A 17099-nucleotide genomic window follows, 5' to 3' on the forward strand; every position below is an offset into this window, starting at 1 on the left:
TTCTATTAACTATGTGGAATGTAAATTTAACTTGTTCCATAGCAAATTTCAATTCTTCTTCGTTTTCTATTAACTATGTGGAATGTAAATTTCAAATATATTATCAATGGTTAATTTTCATTCCAAGTTTTCTATTAACTATGTGGAATGTAAATACTGAAATAGTTGCTAAAGAAGGTGAAAAATATTTCGGTTTTCTATTAACTATGTGGAATGTAAATTGTACGGAATGCTGTCGAGTTCTTTACTCGACATATGTTTTCTATTAACTATGTGGAATGTAAATATTGCTCTCTCGTAACATGTTTTTGCGGGTTTTGACCGTTTTCTATTAACTATGTGGAATGTAAATCTCTTTATTGAGTGGCTCATTTTTTTACTTCAAATTGTTTTCTATTAACTATGTGGAATGTAAATTGTCATAATACACTGTATTAATACCCAAATAATTATTGTTTTCTATTAACTATGTGGAATGTAAATAATCAAACCCTTTCATTTTTTGACCTCCTGCTAAACGTTTTCTATTAACTATGTGGAATGTAAATTTTGACATATATTTAATTAGATATGCCCCGAAATCATCGTTTTCTATTAACTATGTGGAATGTAAATTGCTTGGAAGCAAAGAAGCAATGGAAGACTTTGAAGGTTTTCTATTAACTATGTGGAATGTAAATCATCGTACTTAATGTCAAAAATCCCTTCGCGCACAGTGTTTTCTATTAACTATGTGGAATGTAAATCTGTCATTTTTTCGGAAACAGCATTTTTCGCGTTTTCGTTTTCTATTAACTATGTGGAATGTAAATAAAGTTTATGAACAATCTATATAAAACAGGGCTGAGTTTTCTATTAACTATGTGGAATGTAAATTTTTAAATTGTACTCGTTGCTTAAATCCCACGTGCGTTTTCTATTAACTATGTGGAATGTAAATTCTTTAATAATTTCATATTCTTTCCAATCATCATATGTTTTCTATTAACTATGTGGAATGTAAATGCGTTTTTCGAGCCGTTAGCAAACTGTTCAAAGCCCGTTTTCTATTAACTATGTGGAATGTAAATGTTTTTAAAGTAGTAAACCCGAATTCAAACGACGCATTTCAACCAATCGCACCTCCCTGTAAGATAGAGTTATCGATTACAGAGGAGGTGTTTTTGTTTGGCAATTGAAAAACTAAACATCGTACCTGTCAAATTGGAATCTGATTCCGATTCAACTTCAACCTCAACGAGTCGTGGTCCTCTCAAACCTGTATGTGTTATTCAAGCAACGGATTTGAAAATCTCCTTTTACCCCGGGGTAAAACCTCACATCATCCAAACGGTCATCAAGGAGTTGAATCGCAGTGATTCATGATTTTACTAAATGTAAAAATATCTATATTATCTGTGGACGAACGGATATGAGAAAAGGAATTGATGGTTTGGCAACGTTAATCCAAGATTCTTTCGAACTTGATCCATATAGTGACGCCATTTTCTTATTTTGTGGACGGAAGAAAGACCGGTATAAATGTTTATATTTTGATGGGGATGGCTTCGCCATGTTATACAAACGAATCGATAATGGCAAACTCCAATGGCCCAGAAACGAAAATGAGGTTCGAAATCTGACTCAACAGGAGCTTAGATGGTTACTGGAAGGGCTCTCGATTCAACAACCTAAAGCCATCCAAAAATCGAAAAAAGGTATCTTCTAACCACCCATTAATGATATAATCAATTCAATATGAAATTTGTACGGAAATGTGGTGAATCGTTTGGGCAACACTTCAATGCCGACTGAAAAAGTCACTCAACTTCTTGAAGAACAGTTAACATATATGAAGAAACAAAATGATCAGTTAACCAATCAAAACAAGGAGCTATCCAAACAAATTGAAGTGTTGACTGAACAAGTTCGCTATCTAACGAAACTTCTTTATGGTTCAAAATCAGAAAAATCAAAGTACCAAGCTCCAGATGGACAGTGTTCTTTGTTTGATGACGACCCTTTTTTTAATGAACCTGAGCACACAGGAGAACAAAGCACGGAAACTGTGACTTACACAGTTGTTCGTAAACGACATAACAAGAAAAAACGAAATGATTCTTTTATGGATGGTTTAGAAATTGAAGAAATTCATCATCATCCAGAAAACTTACAATGCGAGTGTTGTCAATCACTTATGACAGAGATTGGTAGCACTATTGTGCGGGAAGAAGCAAAATTCATACCAGCTACCATGAAGCGTGTTCAGCATATTGAACACGCTTATGAGTGCAGGTCTTGTAAAAAAGATTCGAATAAAGACTCACAAATCAAACGTGGAAAAGCACCGCAACCTGCCATTCTGCGAAGTATCGCAGGACCAACGGTCTTAGCAAAACTCATCTATGATAAATTTATTCTTTATTTACCCTTATATAGGCAGGTAAAGGAATGGCATCGTTATGGTTTACTAACCAATGATAAGAACCTATCCAACTGGGTGATTCGCACGGCAGAAGATTGGCTTCTTCCATTATATAATCGAATGAAAGAAACCCTCATGAAAAAATCAATTCTTCATGTCGATGAAACCTATGCCCAAGTATTGAACCGCTCAGATGGAAAGCCAGCTCAATCTAAAGCTTACAACTGGGTGTTCCGTAGCGTAGGATCTCAAGGTCCAGCAATTGTTCTGTTCCATAGTGCTTTATCCCGAAGTCGGGAAATTTTGACTGACTTTATGAAAGGCTTTAAAGGGACGATTATCTGCGATGGATATTCTGCATACCATGATGTGCCAAATATTCATTTTGCCAACTGCTGGGCTCATGTTCGTCGATACTGGTTAAAAGCCGAAAGTAAAAATGGACGGATTGGTGTCGATTATTGTGATCGACTTTACCGCCTAGAACGGAAATTTAAGAAACTTCGGCCGAGCGAACGGAGAAAAGCTAGACAAAAAGAGTCCAAACCTATCGTTGAGGCATTTTTCAAATGGATTGACGAATCTCCTTTCTATGGGAAGAATGCCCTTGCCAAAGCTGCGGAATATACATTGAAGCACGCCGAAGGTTTAAAAGCTTTTCTGTATGATGGACGCATTGAAATGGACAACAACCCAGCTGAAAATGCGATTCGGCCGAATGTCATTGGACGAAAAAACTGGCTGTTTTCCGTGAGTGAATCGGGAGCCGATGCAAACGCCATCTGTTTAAGCTTGGCTGAAACGGCAAAAGCTAATGGAATTGATTTTTATCAATACTTAGTGAAAGTATTGTCGGAACTCCCAAGTTTACCAATCCATCAACAGCCAGAAATATTAGATCGCTATTTGCCATGGTCGAAAACAATTTGTGAATCATGTGCAATGGCAAAATAGCCCTTAATCCGAAAAAATATTGGATTGAAGGGCTATTCGTCGTGCGTACCAGAGGGTGCGCATTTTTTTATTTATCTCACATATTTCGGGCTTACGACCAATATGCGTCATTCAATCCAATCAGTGTAAAATCTCCTTCTACCCCGGTGTCAAACCTCAATTACTTCAAGCGGTTATCAGGGAGTTGAATCGAAATGATTCATGATTTTACAAAATGCAAAAATATCTATATCATTTGCGGTCATACAGATATGCGAAAAGGAATCGACGGTCTAGCAACGCTAATTCAGGATTCATTCGAACTCGATCCATACAGCGAGGCAATCTTCTTGTTTTGCGGTCGAAGGAAAGATCGTTATAAATGTTTATACTTTGATGGAGATGGCTTCGCTATGCTTTATAAACGATTGGATAATGGCAAACTCCAATGGCCACGAAATAAAAATGAAGTTCGTCGGCTCACGCAACAACAACTTCGTTGGTTACTTGAAGGACTCACAATTCATCAACCGAAAGCCATACAAAAATCTAAAAAAGGTGTCTTTTAACCAATGATTACTAGTGATATAATCAAGACATTATTGAATTTGGACGGAAATGTGGTGAATGATGTGAGCAATGATTCGAATGAAAAATTAATTCAATTATTAGAAGAACAACTCGCGCAATCCAATAAGAGAAATGAAGAACTGTTGAAACAAATTGAATCGTTGTCACAACAAGTTCGCTATTTAACAAAGCTTCTTTATGGCTCAAAATCAGAAAAATCAAAGTACCAAGCTCCAGATGGACAATGTTCTTTATTTGATGATGACTCTTTTTTTAACGAACCTGAGCACACAGAAGAACAAAGCACGGACACTGTTACCTATACAGTTGTTCGTAAAATACATAAAAAGAAACGAAACGATTTCTTCGTGGATGGTTTAGAAATTGAAGAAATTCATCATCACCCTGAAAACTTACAATGCGAGTGTTGTCAATCTCAGATGACAGAGATCGGCAGCACGATTGTTCGTGAGGAAGCAAAATTTATACCGGCTATTGTGAAGCGTGTTCGACATATCGAACACGCTTATGAGTGCAGGAATTGTAAAAAAGATCTCAGCAAAAATTCACAAATCAAACGAGGCAAAGCACCACAACCAGCGATTCAACGAAGTATTGCTGGACCAACGGTCTTGGCAAAAATCATCTACGATAAGTTTGTTCAATATTTACCTTTATATCGCCAGGTAAAGGAATGGAACCATTATGGTCTCCTTACAAACGATAAAAATTTATCGAACTGGGTGATTCGAATCGCGGAGGATTGGCTTCATCCAATCTACCATCGTATGAAAGAGCTCCTTATGAAAAAATCAATTCTTCATATTGATGAAACATACGCTCAAATACTCAACCGTTCGGATGGAAAGTCGGCTCAGTCTAATGCTTATAACTGGGTATTCCGAAGCGTTGCTTCTCAAGGGCCGACCATCGTCATGTTTCATAGTGCGTTATCGCGAAGTCGGGAAGTTTTAAAAGACTTCGTGGAAAAGTTCAAGGGAACCATCATTTGTGACGGATATTCTGCATACGCTGGTTTACCTAACGTCACATTCGCCAATTGTTGGGCACATGTGCGTAGAAAATGGCTAAAAGCCAACAGTAAAAACGCCGAAAAAGGTGTAGAATATTGTAATCGACTCTACGAATTGGAACGAAAGTTTAAGAAACTTTCACCAAGCAAACGTCGAAAAGCACGAAAAAAATATTCCAAACCGATTGTGGAAGAATTCTTACAATGGGTAGATGAATCTCCTTTTTACGGCAAAAGTGCCCTTGCGGAAGCGGCAAACTATACCTTGAAACATGCCGAAGGTCTAAAAGCATTTCTATATGACGGTCGAATTGCGATTGACAATAACCCAGCAGAAAATGCGATTCGTCCGAGTGTGATTGGTCGGAAGAACTGGCTTTTCTCTGTGAGTGAATTGGGAGCTGATGCCAATGCCGTTTGTTTGAGTTTAGCTGAAACGACAAAAGCTAATGGAATTGATTTCTATCAATACTTGGTCAAAGTATTGACAGAACTCCCAAACCTCCCAATCCATCAGCAACCAGAAATAATCGATCGCTACTTGCCTTGGTCTAAAAATATACGTGAATCATGTGCAATAGCAAAATAGCCCTCAATCTGAAAAAATTCAAGATTGTAGGGCTATTTGTCATGCGTACTAATAGGTACGCTTTTTTAATCCCTGTTTTAAGTTTTTCAATGCGTCATTTGAATTCGGGCTTACAATATTTTTTGAAGTTTGGCTAATATCCTATTGACTTTGGCTAATATCTTCTCTACTTTGACTAATATCCTCTTTTTTGTACGCACGGTTTTTTCATTTGGCAAATATTTTTTGAAGTTTGGCTAATATCCTGTTGACTTTGGCTAATATGTTCTCTACTTTGACTAATATCCTCTTTTCCAATTGCTGATTATTCTCACTTTCCATAAGCTACTTATTCACGAAGTAGGTTATCAGAAGTACTTCACATCCATCAGAAATTCCCTCTTCCATCTTTCTCAGCAGAAAGGCCTTTGTAGACTCATCCCCTTATGAAGTCCAGTTTCGTGCTCGCTTCTCTTCAGATTCCGCGTCACCAGGGACACCTGAAGCTAGCCGTTACTTTTACTTTCACGATTCGGGACTTGCACCTTAGAGATTACACTCACATACCGGGGAACTTGAATAAAAAAGATAACTCATAATGTCTAGAAATTACTCAGACCGGGAGCACCTATTAACCCTCTTCAATCGGAAAGATCTTTTTTTAAAAAATTTTGACTTTTTAATGAACAATTTCGAATCCTAACCAAAATTCCATCAATTACCATTTTATTAAGATTTCGTTTATTCTTCTTTATCCGATATAAAAACATCATAAAATTATATTAATTTATATATATTTTCAATAAAAATAATCGATTATTTTCATCTATAACATGAATTGACATACCGAAAAGTTATACATTATAATGTTTTTCATAAAAATTCACTATAAAGGAGATATGCTTATGGAAATGATTGGTACAGTTATCGTCTATATTATTATGACGTGTGCAGTGATTGGTGCGATTGCTGCTATTAAAAATCCTGATGATGGGCTTGGCAGACAATTTATGGATGGAGTTCATGCAACAGGACAAATTTTCGTTCCTACTGCGGGAATCATGGCATCTATTCCATTTTTGACAATCATTGTAGAGAAATGTGTTAGTCCCATTTTTAAAACAATCGGTGCAGACCCTGCCATCGCTGCGACAACGATTTTAGCTTCTGATATGGGAGGCTATCAACTTGCCCAAACGCTAGCAAACTCTTATGAAGGCTGGATTATGGCGTTAGTTGTCGGATTTATGGCCGGTGCAACAATTGTATTCTCCATTCCAATGGGGTTAGCAATGCTTGACCGTCGCGATCATAAATATATGGCGCTTGGCATTATGTCAGGTATTTTATCGATTCCTTTCGGTGCCTTTATCTCAACAACACTCATCATGCTTTTTAACACAAAAGTACGTGAAGTCATTGGCACTTCAGAAGCTCCTACTTATGTGTTCTCCATTTCAATCCTTCAAGTATTGATTAATCTATTACCACTCATTGTATTCGTAATCTTGCTAGCTGCTGGATTAAAATTCTTCCCTGACTTTATGATTAAAGGCTTTATGCTTTTCGGTAAATTGATGGATACAGCTATTAAGCTAGTACTCGTATTTTCTATCGTTGAAATTTTCACAGGTTTATTCTCCAACCTGTTTGGTGCATGGGGCTTTGATCCAATTATGGCGGATAAAGAAGATCAATTTAGAGCACTTGAAGTTGCAGGAAATATTGGAATCATGTTAGCAGGGGCCTTCCCAATGGTGTACTTAATTCGTAAATACTTGTCGAAACCATTAGAAGTCATCGGCAGTAAATTTGGATTAAGCTCTGCTGGTAGTGCAGGAATCCTTGCGACATGCGCCAATATTTTAGCGATGTTTTCACTTGTGCGCTATATGCCACCAAAAGATAAAGTCATTAATATTTCCTTTGCTGTATGTTCTGCCTTTTTACTTGGTGACCACTTATCCTTTACAGCGAACTTCCAACCTTCCATTATCTTGCCAGTCATTATTGGTAAGTTTTCAGCTGGTATTATTGCCATCATCTTAGCCTTTTGGTTATCAGTGCCAACAGCAAAAAAATTGGAAGCAAAAGATCGTGCGGCAGGCATTATTAAACAAAATGAATACATGGAAGAAACGTCTGAAGCTAGCATGCCTTCACTAACAGAAGGAGAAGTCGCCATGTCAAAAGCGAACTAAAAGGAGAAAAGGCGATGTCAAAAGAATGTGTGATTAGTGCAGGAATTGATATAGGAACAAGCACTACCAAACTTGTATTGAGTGAGTTAGAAATTGAAAATACTGCAGGGTACGGTGTTGTTCCGCAAATCAAAATTACAAATAAACGCATTTTATATCGCAGTTCAATTCATCGGACACCACTGTTAGATGAAGAGATCATTCACATGCCATCCATTCGGCAAATCCTACTGGATGAATTTGGAAAAGCGAATCTCACACCAAAACAAATTCAAACAGGGGCCATTATTATTACAGGCGAAACCGCAACGAAACATAATGCCTCTGAAGTGATCCATACCCTTTCTGATGAAATGGGCGAGTTTTTAGTTGCAACTGCAGGAGCTGATTTAGAAGGGATTTTAGCTGCAAAAGGTTCAGGTGCCTTTGAATATAGCGCTCAACATCCCCATTCCGTCATTGCCAACATTGATATTGGAGGAGGAACTGCCAATATTGCTGTTATCAAAAATAAACAGTTTCTTGGCACATGTACCCTTCATGTTGGGGGACGTTTAATCGAATTTCAATATGATAAAGTAAGTTTCATTGCTCCTCCGATTCGTCAATGGATTCAAGCGACCAACCAAAATATAACGAAGGAAACAAACCGCCTTAATCACGCAATCACTTTATTAATCAATGAAATGGTTGAAAGTTTATTCCTTGCGCTTCATCAACAGATTGAAGCGCATCATCCTTTATTACTTGGCCATGTGCCGAATTGGGATGAACCAATCGATACAATTATGTTTTCTGGCGGCGTTGCCCGTTTCCTCCATTCCAATGAACCAGCAAGGACGGATGATATTGGTTGGTTACTAGCAAAACAAATTAATCAAAGCGAGCTGTTTGATCAATTCCAAATCATCACACCAACCGAAACAGTGGCTGCAACAGTGATTGGAACAAGCATGCAAACGACAGAAATTAGTGGCGCAACGATTCATGTTGAAACAGAAAAATTACCTATTAAAAATTGCCCGATCATTGTCGTAGATTTTGAGAATAAATTAGATCTTTCTCATACGATTTTCCGTGCAGTCAACCAAGCAATGGAAATTTATCGTTTCCATACAGAGGCCATTTCAGTAGCGTGGTATATCAAAAATTTACCCCGTCTGTCCTTTCATCATATCGAGGAAATGGCAACACAGTTCATTGAATTACTTGCGCCCTTCTCGATTCCATATATATTTATTTTTCAACAAGACTATGGAAAAGTTTTTGGTCAAACCCTTTTACGTTTCCCAAAAAACAACACCATTATTTCCATCGATCAAATCCAAGTGGAACACGGCGATTATATCGATATTGGAAAAGCATTAGATGCTGGTGTTGTGCCAGTAGTGATTAAAACGTTAGCTTTTTAAGAAAGGTAGTGTGAAAAAATGAAATTAGCAGTGCGCTTAGGCAACATCACATATCGTTTTCAAGATTTAAAGGAAGTCTTTGCAAAGGCCAATGAAGAAAAGTCTGGTGACCAATTAGCAGGGATTGGGGCAAGCACTGTACAGCAACGGATTGCTGCTAAAATCGTTTTGAGCGAAATCACATTAGAAGAAATTCGAAAACATCCGTTAATCCCCTATGAAACAGATGAAGTAACGCGCTTGATTGATCAAGATTTAAATAATCGCGTTTATGAAGAAATTAAAGGTTGGACCGTTGCTGAACTTCGGGAATATATATTGCAACAACATGTGGATAGTGATGAATTAAAACGTTTAAGCAAAGGTTTAAATTCCGAAATGATTGCCGCAGTTACAAAGCTGATGTCCAATCTGGATCTCATTCATGTGGCCAATAAAATTGAAATCATTACAACAAATCAAACGACAATCGGATTTAAAGGAACTCTTTCTTCTCGTTGCCAGCCAAATCACCCGACAGATGATGTAGAAGGCATCATGATAGGGGCAATGGAAGGGTATAGCTTTGGCGTTGGCGATGCGGTGCTTGGCATTAATCCTGTAAACGATACAGTAGAAAGCATCAAACGTGTACTCCATGGTACGAAGGATTTTATTACAAGATGGGACATTCCAACGCAAAACTGTGTACTTGGACATATTACAACGCAAATGGAAGCAATTCGCCAAGGAGCTCCTTGTGATTTAATTTTCCAAAGTATTGCAGGTACGCAAAAAGCCAATGATGCCTTTGGAATTTCCATTAATTTATTAGATGAAGCTAAAGAACTGATGACACAGCAACATGGCACTGAGAAAAATGTCTTTTATTTTGAAACAGGTCAAGGTTCTGCCCTTTCATCCGAAGCTCATTTTGGAGTTGACCAGTTGACGCTTGAAGCACGAAATTATGGCTTAGCAAGGCATTACCGTCCTTTTATCGTGAATACCGTAGTTGGCTTTATTGGTCCGGAATATTTATACGACAGTAAACAAGTCATCCGTGCAGGACTTGAAGATCATTTTATGGGCAAAATGCATGGTCTCCCAATGGGCGTAGATATTTGTTATACGAATCATATTGTTGCTGATCAAAATGATATCGAAAATTTAGGTGTGCTACTTGCTGGTGCAGGTGTAAATTTTGTCATCGGTGTGCCAATGGGGGATGATGTGATGTTAAATTACCAGTCTTTAAGTTATCACGATATTGCCACCCTTCATCAAACATTGAATAAACCGCCAGCACCTGAGTTTGTGAAGTGGTTAGAAAAGATGGGCATTTATGAAAATGGGAAACTATCGAAACGAGCAGGTGACATTTCCATTTTCCAAACACATGCTTTGTAGAAAGGAGTTGGTCGTATGAGTGAAGTACTATTAGATACATCGTTTTTAGAAGTAGTAGGTACATCAAAGGAGACCCCTGCTAGAATTGGTGTGGGCCGAGCTGGTTTACGTCCTTTAACGAAAACGTGGCTAAAATTTCGTTATGACCATGCCGCTGCAGTAGATGCAGTAAATAGTGAAGTTTCCAAAAGCTTTTTAGATAAAAGAAAATGGCCGATTTTGACAACACAAGCACTAGATCAAGCGACGTATATTCGCCGTCCTGATTTAGGGCGCAAGTTATCAAAAGAAAGTCGCGAATATTTAATGGAGCATGGACAAAAAGGGGCAACGGTGCAAATCATCGTTTCCAACGGGCTAAGTGCAACAGCGATTGAGGAAAATGCGGAAGATGTGTACTTATCGCTATGTCAAAGCCTTGAGTTATTAAATATTCCTTATGCACCCACGTTTTATTTTGAACGGGGTCGCGTTGGGTTAATGGATGAAATCGGCGAACTGTTGCAACCAGAGGTCATTCTTTATTTCATTGGAGAACGACCTGGGTTACTTTCTGCTGAATCCATGAGCGTCTATATGTGCTATCAGCCCAATGCGACAACGATTGAATCGGATCGCCTCGTCGTTTCCAATATCCATCGCAACGGTTTACCCCCTGTGGAAGCAGGTGCATACATCTCCACCATCGTTGAAAAGATGCTGCATTACAAAGCAAGCGGCGTGAAGTTGCTAGAAGCGGAGAAGAAAAGTAAATAAGGATCATAGGTCTCTTCGAATTTTTCGAGGGGATCTTTTTTCTAGAAAAAAATGGTATTTCACTTTCCTAATAATGGTAATACATGTGCTATATTGGACAGATTTTCGGATGTATCGGACAGATCTTAGGATTTATTGGGCAATTTTCCAGATTAATTGGACAGATTTTCCTGATATATTGGACAGTTCTCAAAATTTATTGGACACATCTTCGAATATATTGGACACTTCTCCAGATTTATTGGACACTCCTGAGAAAATATTGGACACCACTTCCGATATTGGACAGTTCTCACGATATATTGGACACATCTTCGGATATTGGACACTTCTTCAGATTTATTGGACACTCTTGAGAAAATATTGGACACATCTTCGGATATTGGACACTTCTCCAGATTTATTGGACACTCCTGAGAAAATATTGGACACAACTTCCGATATTGGACAGATCTCACGATATATTGGACACTTCTTTGAATATATTGGACACTTTTCCAAATTTATTGGACACTCCCGATAAAATATTGGACACCGCTTCGGATATTGGACAGTTCTCACAATATATTGGACACATCTTCGAATATATTGGACACTTTTCCAAATTTATTGGACACTCCCGATAAAATATTGGACACCGCTTCAGATATTGGACAGTTCTCACGATATATTGGTCAGATCTTCGAATATATTGGACACTTTTCCAAATTTATTGGACACTACTCCAAATTTATTGGACACTCCTGAGAAAATATTGGACACCGCTTCAGATATTGGACAGTTCTCATGATATATTGGACAGATCTTCGAATTTATTGGACACTACTCCAAATTTATTGGACACTCCTGAGAAAATATTGGATACCACTTCCGATATTGGACAGTTCTCACGATATATTGGACACATCTTCGAATATATTGGTAATTGGTAAGCGTAAAATAATCCCCACCTTTTAATGATAGGGATTAAATACTATTATTGTGATAAGTTATTAAAAACCCGACAATTCAAAGGAATTGTTTTGGACCAAGGAAGTAGTTGATCAAGCTCATCCATATTGCTTATATCCATATTGGGAAGCCTTTCAAATAAGTAGCGAAGATAATAAAATGGATTTAATTTATTCTCTTTTGCTGTCTCCACAATACTGTAAATGATTGAGCTGGCCTTAGCTCCTTTCGGAGTATTGCTAAAAATCCAGTTCTTCCTTCCGATCACAAATGGTTTAATGGATCGTTCACTTCGATTATTATCGATTTCTAAACGTCCATCCTCTAAAAATGCCACGAGTTTTTCCCATTGGTTGAGGCAGTATGTAATGGCTTGACCTAATAGACTCTTTGGTAAAACATTGCTTTTCTCTGTTTTTAGCCATGCTGAAAAAGCCTCCAACAATGGTTGGCTGTGTTTAAGTCGTTTTTTATATCGTTCTTCTGGTGTACATTCTTTCAAATCACGCTCGATGGCAAATAGCTGATTACAGAAATTGAGTCCTTCCCGAGCTGTGACTGCTGAATGACGTTTGGATTCAGGAAGTACGTTTAAAGCCTCATCGAACTTTCTGCGGGCATGAGCCCAACATCCAACTAATGTTACGCCGGATATCTTATGGTATCCTGCATATCCATCGACATGCAGGTATCCTTTAAACCCTTTTAGGAATTCTTTGGCATGTTCTCCTGCTCTAGTTTCCTGATAGTCATAAAGGACAAGTGGTGGATCCTCTCTTCCAGTCCGATAAAGCCACATGTAAGATTTCGATGTACTTGACCTTCCAGGTTCATGTAAAACCTGAACAGTTGTTTCATCCGCATGTAGAATGTCTTTAGAGAGGAGATGCTCTTTCATTCGTTGATAAATTGGCGCAAGCCATTTTTCGGCACCATAAAGCATCCAATTGGCCATGGTTTGCCTGGATAAGATCACACCTAATCGTTTGAACTGTTGTTCTTGGCGATATAGAGGTAGCCCCTCTACATATTTTTGATTCATAATATAGGCCATGCTTGACGGTGAAGCTAAACTTTTTGGATACACAGATTTTGGGGCAGGTGCTGTAACGATTGGTGTCTCTATTTCATTACGCTCACAATGACGGCATCCATAGACATATCGAACGTGTTTTAAAACTTTGACTTGAGCCGGAATAATCACTAATTCTTGTCGTACTTCTGTGCTCATTTCGTGTGTTTTTTCACCGCAACACGAACAGACCTGCTCTTCTTCGGGTAAACGATATTCAATCGTTTCCATAGGCAGGTTTTCAAACGTAGCTTGACGTTGACCACGTTTCTTTTTACGACGATATGTAATTGTTTCAACAGTTGGCTCTTCGGCTTTTACATTAGACTCTACCTCTGCTTCATTGAATAAAGGTAGTTCTAATTGATTAGGATTTGTTTTTTCGCTTGAAGAGCCAAATTTTCGTTTTTGACTAAGACGATACTGTTCTTCATACCATCGTAATTTCGCCGTCAATTCAACGATTTGCTGTTGAAGTTTTTCAATTAATTCAAATGGGTTTTGGTTAGGATTCTTTAAATTTTTCATCATGTAGTAATAATTCGACGGTTTTAGCTATTTTCCTCCAAGGTTTTTGTTAAAAGTAAAAAATTCATATAACTGTTCTAGCCTTTACTTCTGGGTGTGCTTTCTTTTGCTCCATTGGAAGACCATCCAATAACCAGCGTAATTGCCGATAACTAATTTGTATCGTTCCAGTGTCATTTTCATTTGGCCATTGAAATTTTCCTTTTTCCAATCGACGATAATAAAGCCAAAAACCATTATAGTCCCAGTGAAGAATTTTTAATTTATCTCGCTTTCGATTACAGAACACAAAATAACTTGATGAAAAGGGATCTAAATCAAATCCCTCTTTCACCAAAGCAGCTAATCCATCAATGGATTTTCTCAAATCAGTACTTCCTTTTGCCAAGTAAACTCGTTCAGCTCTTGTACCAACTAACATGTTGATTTCAACGTCCTAACCACTTCTGAAAGAAAGGCCGGATCGAAACCAGGTTTTACTTCAATTGAAATCCCACTAATTTCAATCCGTAATGAATTTTCAACTGTTTGTGAATGATCTTCTAGGGTAACGGATGCCCATTTTGTAGACTTTCCTTGATTTTTTATTGGATTTTCAATTTTTCTTAACCAGTATTTAAACTGGTGAATACTCCATTGATTTTCCTTGCACCAGTTTACTTGAGTTTGACCGCTTTTACGATAGTCAGCGATTCGTTGTTCCCAAACCTTTCGTAATTCAGGATTCTTAGGCATAAAAAAACCTCCTTCAATTTCATCATGAGGAGATTATCTCATGAAATTAGCACATCAAGAAGGTGTGCAAGATTTGACGCTTACATTCAAAAAACCAAGATTTATTTGAAAAACGTTGCCATACTTTTGTATCCTCAAGTATTTCGATATCTTCAAAAGCTCGGTCTGCCAGCAGAGGATTTTGTAGCAATACATTATAATTCCACAACATATACCCGAAGATGTTCTCCCAAAGAGTAAGAGGAGAGATGGTTGTTGTTTGGCGAAGTTGTACAATAATTTGATGGGCTTGATACAGGATTTTTGAAATGACATATTCCCTTTCATTTTCTTCTACATAGCGGAAGTCTGTAGGAGTAATGTATGTTCCGAGCGTATCCATACCATATTCATGTACATGGAAGTAACGAACATCTTCTAATTTTCCGTCCCAAATTTCATCATAAGCAGTGAGAAAATAAAATTGAGTAGCAACGAATAATCCAAAGCGACAGCTGAAATGGGATATAGCTGCCGCCTCTGTACTTGCTTGAGTAATTTCCATCATGAGCTTCAGAAAATCCTTTAGAAAAAATTCTTTATGTATATTTTCCAATGTAAATAAAGGGTTTTTCGGCTCTTCTGTAACAATACTATAGGAATTTAGGAAAGTAAGTTGTTCATATGTTAAAACGGGCATCGTATCACCTCTATGTTATTTCACTGTGTTTAACATAACATGTTTTTGCTGATTTTGTTTGGAGATGATATAGAAGGGGAAAGCCAAACGTCATTTGAGAAGTTTGGCTTTTTCTGATAGGTCTGATTTTTTTCCGATAATCGCTGTGTGATAGCTATGAAGTAGCATGCCTACGATAATAATCGCAAGACCGAAAAGTGCAATTGGATCTGGTAGAGGAACTCCAAGTATCATCATTTCTCCGATAATGACAAATACGACTTCCATTGACTGAGTTGCTTCTACTGCAGCAAGTTTTCCTTGATGATCTCGCACGCGGTCTGTGGCAATAAAGAACAACGTCGTCGCGATTACACCGGAACTAACAGCGACGATAAAGGATTGTATGACTTGGTTCATGGAAGGGAGCCCCACTGTACAAATGGCAATAACAGCTAAAATAATCCAAGCTGGCAGTGATGCAATGGTCATACCAAGCACCCGCTCAAACGCATCGATTCGACTGCCACATAACTCCATCATTTTTCGGTTACCAAGCGGATAACTAAAGGCAGCGATGACTACCGGAATCACTCCAAGCAGTAAGTGATTGAAAGTTACCTCTTTTCCTTGAGGTATTTGAATAAGCATAATACCGATTAGAATAATGCTTGAAATGAATAAGGAAGTGAGCGGTATTTTTTGACGTATGATTTTGTTATCTACGACGGTTACAAATAACGGTGCAAGAAGTACACCGGCAACAATCGTTAGCTGCCACGTTCCTGACACAAGCCAACCAGGTCCATAAGCTGCTGCAAAAGTGAGTGGTGCGTAAAAAAGAACAAAGCCCACGAAACTCCAAAGTAACCATTTTGAAGTATTTTCTCTCATTTCTCTATGTAAATTTTCAAAACCTGTTCGATAAGAGACAATGGCGATAAGGAAGGGGAGCATAAAGAAAAATCTTAGTGAAGAACTCCAAAGCCAACTTCCTCCACTTAACTCCATGGACCGATTTAAAATAAAAGTGACCGCAAAAAATAAGGCTGCAAATATGCCAAGAGTGATTTCTTTCATTATTAACACCTACTTTCTGAGAGAAAACATCGAAAAATTCTATACTACAAATATATTAACAGAATATTCAAACATGATTTATTTCGTTTCTGTCTCAAAGAGTTTGATTTCGTACTGTAATTCTCCTAGTGGACCACCATCCATCGTATAAGCAAAATCCGCACCGAAAGCTTTGACATCAAATTTATGTGGCCCACAACCGATTTCTTCATCAGGAGTAAAGGCAACTCGAATTTTTCCGTGTTTAATTTCAGGATGATTTACTAAATATTCCATTGCCGTCATAATCTCTGCAATTCCAGCTTTATCATCTGCTCCCAGTAACGTCGTGCCGTCTGTTGTAATCAATGTTTGTCCGACATAATTTTTTAAATTTGGGAATTGGTTAGGGGATAGAGTGCATTCATCGTTTAATTGAATTTCTCCGCCGTCATAATTGTCAATCGTTTCGGTTGGACATTTGTTCCAGAAAAATCTGGTGATGTATCAACATGAGCTAAAAAACCAATAGTTGGTACAGGCTTGTCTGTATTGGCTGGTAATGTGGCAAATAAGTAGCCATTCTCGTCCAATGTGATGTCTGTAAGTCCAATCTCTGCTAGTTCATCTTTTAGTACATTTAATAAATCCCATTGTTTTTTCGTAGAAGGGGTTGTAAAGCTTTCCGGATCAGATTGTGTGTCGATTTTAGCGTATCAAATCAATCGTTCAATAACTTTTTCTTTCATGACGCTGCCTCCTTATTAATACTGCCACTATTGTATCATTTTTCCTTTTTTATGATGAGAAAAATGCTGTGTCAAAAATTA

At 37.9% G+C, this 17099-nt stretch carries 14 protein-coding genes, 1 pseudogene and 1 CRISPR repeat array (1 of these 16 running past the window's edge); of the genes and pseudogenes, 9 read left to right on the forward strand and 6 right to left on the reverse strand.

Features of this window, described 5'->3' with window-relative positions; translation table 11 throughout:
• Window positions 1-1070: a CRISPR direct-repeat array (repeat unit 29 nt; unit sequence GTTTTCTATTAACTATGTGGAATGTAAAT); it begins 986 nt to the left of the window's first position.
• A 97-nt stretch (window positions 1071-1167) separates the two neighbouring features.
• The 9 genes from NSS77_RS13930 to eutC all read left to right on the forward strand — a co-directional run bounded on the left by NSS77_RS13930 (window position 1168) and on the right by eutC (window position 11266).
• On the forward strand, window positions 1168-1365 hold the full coding sequence (locus tag NSS77_RS13930) for a hypothetical protein (RefSeq protein WP_342469286.1): 198 nt from the start codon (window positions 1168-1170) through the stop codon (window positions 1363-1365).
• On the forward strand, window positions 1355-1708 hold the full coding sequence (gene tnpB, locus NSS77_RS13935; RefSeq protein WP_281275669.1) for an IS66 family insertion sequence element accessory protein TnpB: 354 nt from the start codon (window positions 1355-1357) through the stop codon (window positions 1706-1708). The genes NSS77_RS13930 and tnpB (NSS77_RS13935) overlap by 11 nt, the downstream gene beginning before the upstream one ends.
• A gap of 51 nt (window positions 1709-1759) precedes the next feature.
• Complete coding sequence (locus NSS77_RS13940) at window positions 1760-3358, forward strand: IS66 family transposase (RefSeq protein ID WP_342471294.1); 1599 nt, start codon at window positions 1760-1762, stop codon at window positions 3356-3358.
• Window positions 3359-3552: 194 nt separating this feature from the next.
• A complete protein-coding gene (gene tnpB / locus NSS77_RS13945; protein WP_141603390.1) occupies window positions 3553-3906 on the forward strand; it encodes an IS66 family insertion sequence element accessory protein TnpB in 354 nt (117 codons plus the stop codon).
• Window positions 3907-3909: 3 nt separating this feature from the next.
• The gene (locus NSS77_RS13950; RefSeq protein WP_211358719.1) at window positions 3910-5529 is read left to right on the forward strand and encodes an IS66 family transposase; all 1620 of its coding nucleotides are present in this window, start codon (window positions 3910-3912) and stop codon (window positions 5527-5529) included.
• Between the two features lie 884 nt (window positions 5530-6413).
• Window positions 6414-7709: an ethanolamine utilization protein EutH gene (eutH, locus tag NSS77_RS13955; RefSeq protein ID WP_342469287.1), complete on the forward strand. Its 1296-nt coding sequence runs from the start codon at window positions 6414-6416 to the stop codon at window positions 7707-7709.
• Window positions 7710-7723: 14 nt separating this feature from the next.
• On the forward strand, window positions 7724-9121 hold the full coding sequence (locus NSS77_RS13960; RefSeq protein ID WP_342469288.1) for an ethanolamine ammonia-lyase reactivating factor EutA: 1398 nt from the start codon (window positions 7724-7726) through the stop codon (window positions 9119-9121).
• 18 nt (window positions 9122-9139) lie between these two features.
• On the forward strand, window positions 9140-10510 hold the full coding sequence (locus NSS77_RS13965; protein ID WP_342469289.1) for an ethanolamine ammonia-lyase subunit EutB: 1371 nt from the start codon (window positions 9140-9142) through the stop codon (window positions 10508-10510).
• Between the two features lie 15 nt (window positions 10511-10525).
• On the forward strand, window positions 10526-11266 hold the full coding sequence (gene eutC / locus NSS77_RS13970) for an ethanolamine ammonia-lyase subunit EutC (protein ID WP_342469290.1): 741 nt from the start codon (window positions 10526-10528) through the stop codon (window positions 11264-11266).
• A gap of 976 nt (window positions 11267-12242) precedes the next feature.
• On the opposite strand, the gene NSS77_RS13975 is transcribed toward eutC, so the two are convergent.
• The 6 genes and pseudogenes from NSS77_RS13975 to pepT all read right to left on the reverse strand — a co-directional run.
• Window positions 12243-13820, reverse strand: coding sequence for an IS66 family transposase (locus NSS77_RS13975; RefSeq protein WP_340715078.1), 1578 nt, complete (start codon window positions 13818-13820; stop codon window positions 12243-12245).
• A 61-nt stretch (window positions 13821-13881) separates the two neighbouring features.
• Window positions 13882-14238: an IS66 family insertion sequence element accessory protein TnpB gene (gene tnpB, locus NSS77_RS13980; protein ID WP_145986160.1), complete on the reverse strand. Its 357-nt coding sequence runs from the start codon at window positions 14236-14238 to the stop codon at window positions 13882-13884.
• Complete coding sequence (locus NSS77_RS13985) at window positions 14232-14552, reverse strand: hypothetical protein (protein ID WP_003352856.1); 321 nt, start codon at window positions 14550-14552, stop codon at window positions 14232-14234. Before NSS77_RS13985 ends, tnpB (NSS77_RS13980) begins: the two co-directional genes overlap by 7 nt.
• Window positions 14553-14598: 46 nt before the next feature.
• The gene (locus NSS77_RS13990) at window positions 14599-15231 is read right to left on the reverse strand and encodes a Fe-S oxidoreductase (RefSeq protein WP_342469291.1); all 633 of its coding nucleotides are present in this window, start codon (window positions 15229-15231) and stop codon (window positions 14599-14601) included.
• Between the two features lie 90 nt (window positions 15232-15321).
• Window positions 15322-16290: a multidrug resistance efflux transporter family protein gene (locus NSS77_RS13995; protein WP_208649848.1), complete on the reverse strand. Its 969-nt coding sequence runs from the start codon at window positions 16288-16290 to the stop codon at window positions 15322-15324.
• A 108-nt stretch (window positions 16291-16398) separates the two neighbouring features.
• A pseudogene (gene pepT / locus NSS77_RS14000) lies at window positions 16399-16976 on the reverse strand (peptidase T); the annotation flags it as partial.
• Window positions 16977-17099 lie beyond the last annotated feature (123 nt).

The organism is Ureibacillus sp. FSL K6-3587 (assembly GCF_038593165.1).
GTDB classification, from domain to species: Bacteria; Bacillota; Bacilli; order Bacillales_A; family Planococcaceae; genus Ureibacillus; species Ureibacillus suwonensis.

What these genes read in the sequence shown, in the direction of transcription:
- NSS77_RS13985 (WP_003352856.1), bottom strand. Translation starts at nt 14,552, where the DNA reads ATGCCTAAGAATCCTGAATTACGAAAGGTTTGGGAACAACGAATCGCT.
- NSS77_RS13950 (WP_211358719.1), top strand. Translation starts at nt 3,910, where the DNA reads ATGATTACTAGTGATATAATCAAGACATTATTGAATTTGGACGGAAAT.
- tnpB (WP_145986160.1), bottom strand. Translation starts at nt 14,238, where the DNA reads ATGTTAGTTGGTACAAGAGCTGAACGAGTTTACTTGGCAAAAGGAAGT.
- tnpB (WP_141603390.1), top strand. Translation starts at nt 3,553, where the DNA reads ATGATTCATGATTTTACAAAATGCAAAAATATCTATATCATTTGCGGT.
- NSS77_RS13965 (WP_342469289.1), top strand. Translation starts at nt 9,140, where the DNA reads ATGAAATTAGCAGTGCGCTTAGGCAACATCACATATCGTTTTCAAGAT.
- eutC (WP_342469290.1), top strand. Translation starts at nt 10,526, where the DNA reads ATGAGTGAAGTACTATTAGATACATCGTTTTTAGAAGTAGTAGGTACA.
- NSS77_RS13960 (WP_342469288.1), top strand. Translation starts at nt 7,724, where the DNA reads ATGTCAAAAGAATGTGTGATTAGTGCAGGAATTGATATAGGAACAAGC.
- NSS77_RS13995 (WP_208649848.1), bottom strand. Translation starts at nt 16,290, where the DNA reads ATGAAAGAAATCACTCTTGGCATATTTGCAGCCTTATTTTTTGCGGTC.
- eutH (WP_342469287.1), top strand. Translation starts at nt 6,414, where the DNA reads ATGGAAATGATTGGTACAGTTATCGTCTATATTATTATGACGTGTGCA.
- NSS77_RS13990 (WP_342469291.1), bottom strand. Translation starts at nt 15,231, where the DNA reads ATGCCCGTTTTAACATATGAACAACTTACTTTCCTAAATTCCTATAGT.
- NSS77_RS13975 (WP_340715078.1), bottom strand. Translation starts at nt 13,820, where the DNA reads ATGATGAAAAATTTAAAGAATCCTAACCAAAACCCATTTGAATTAATT.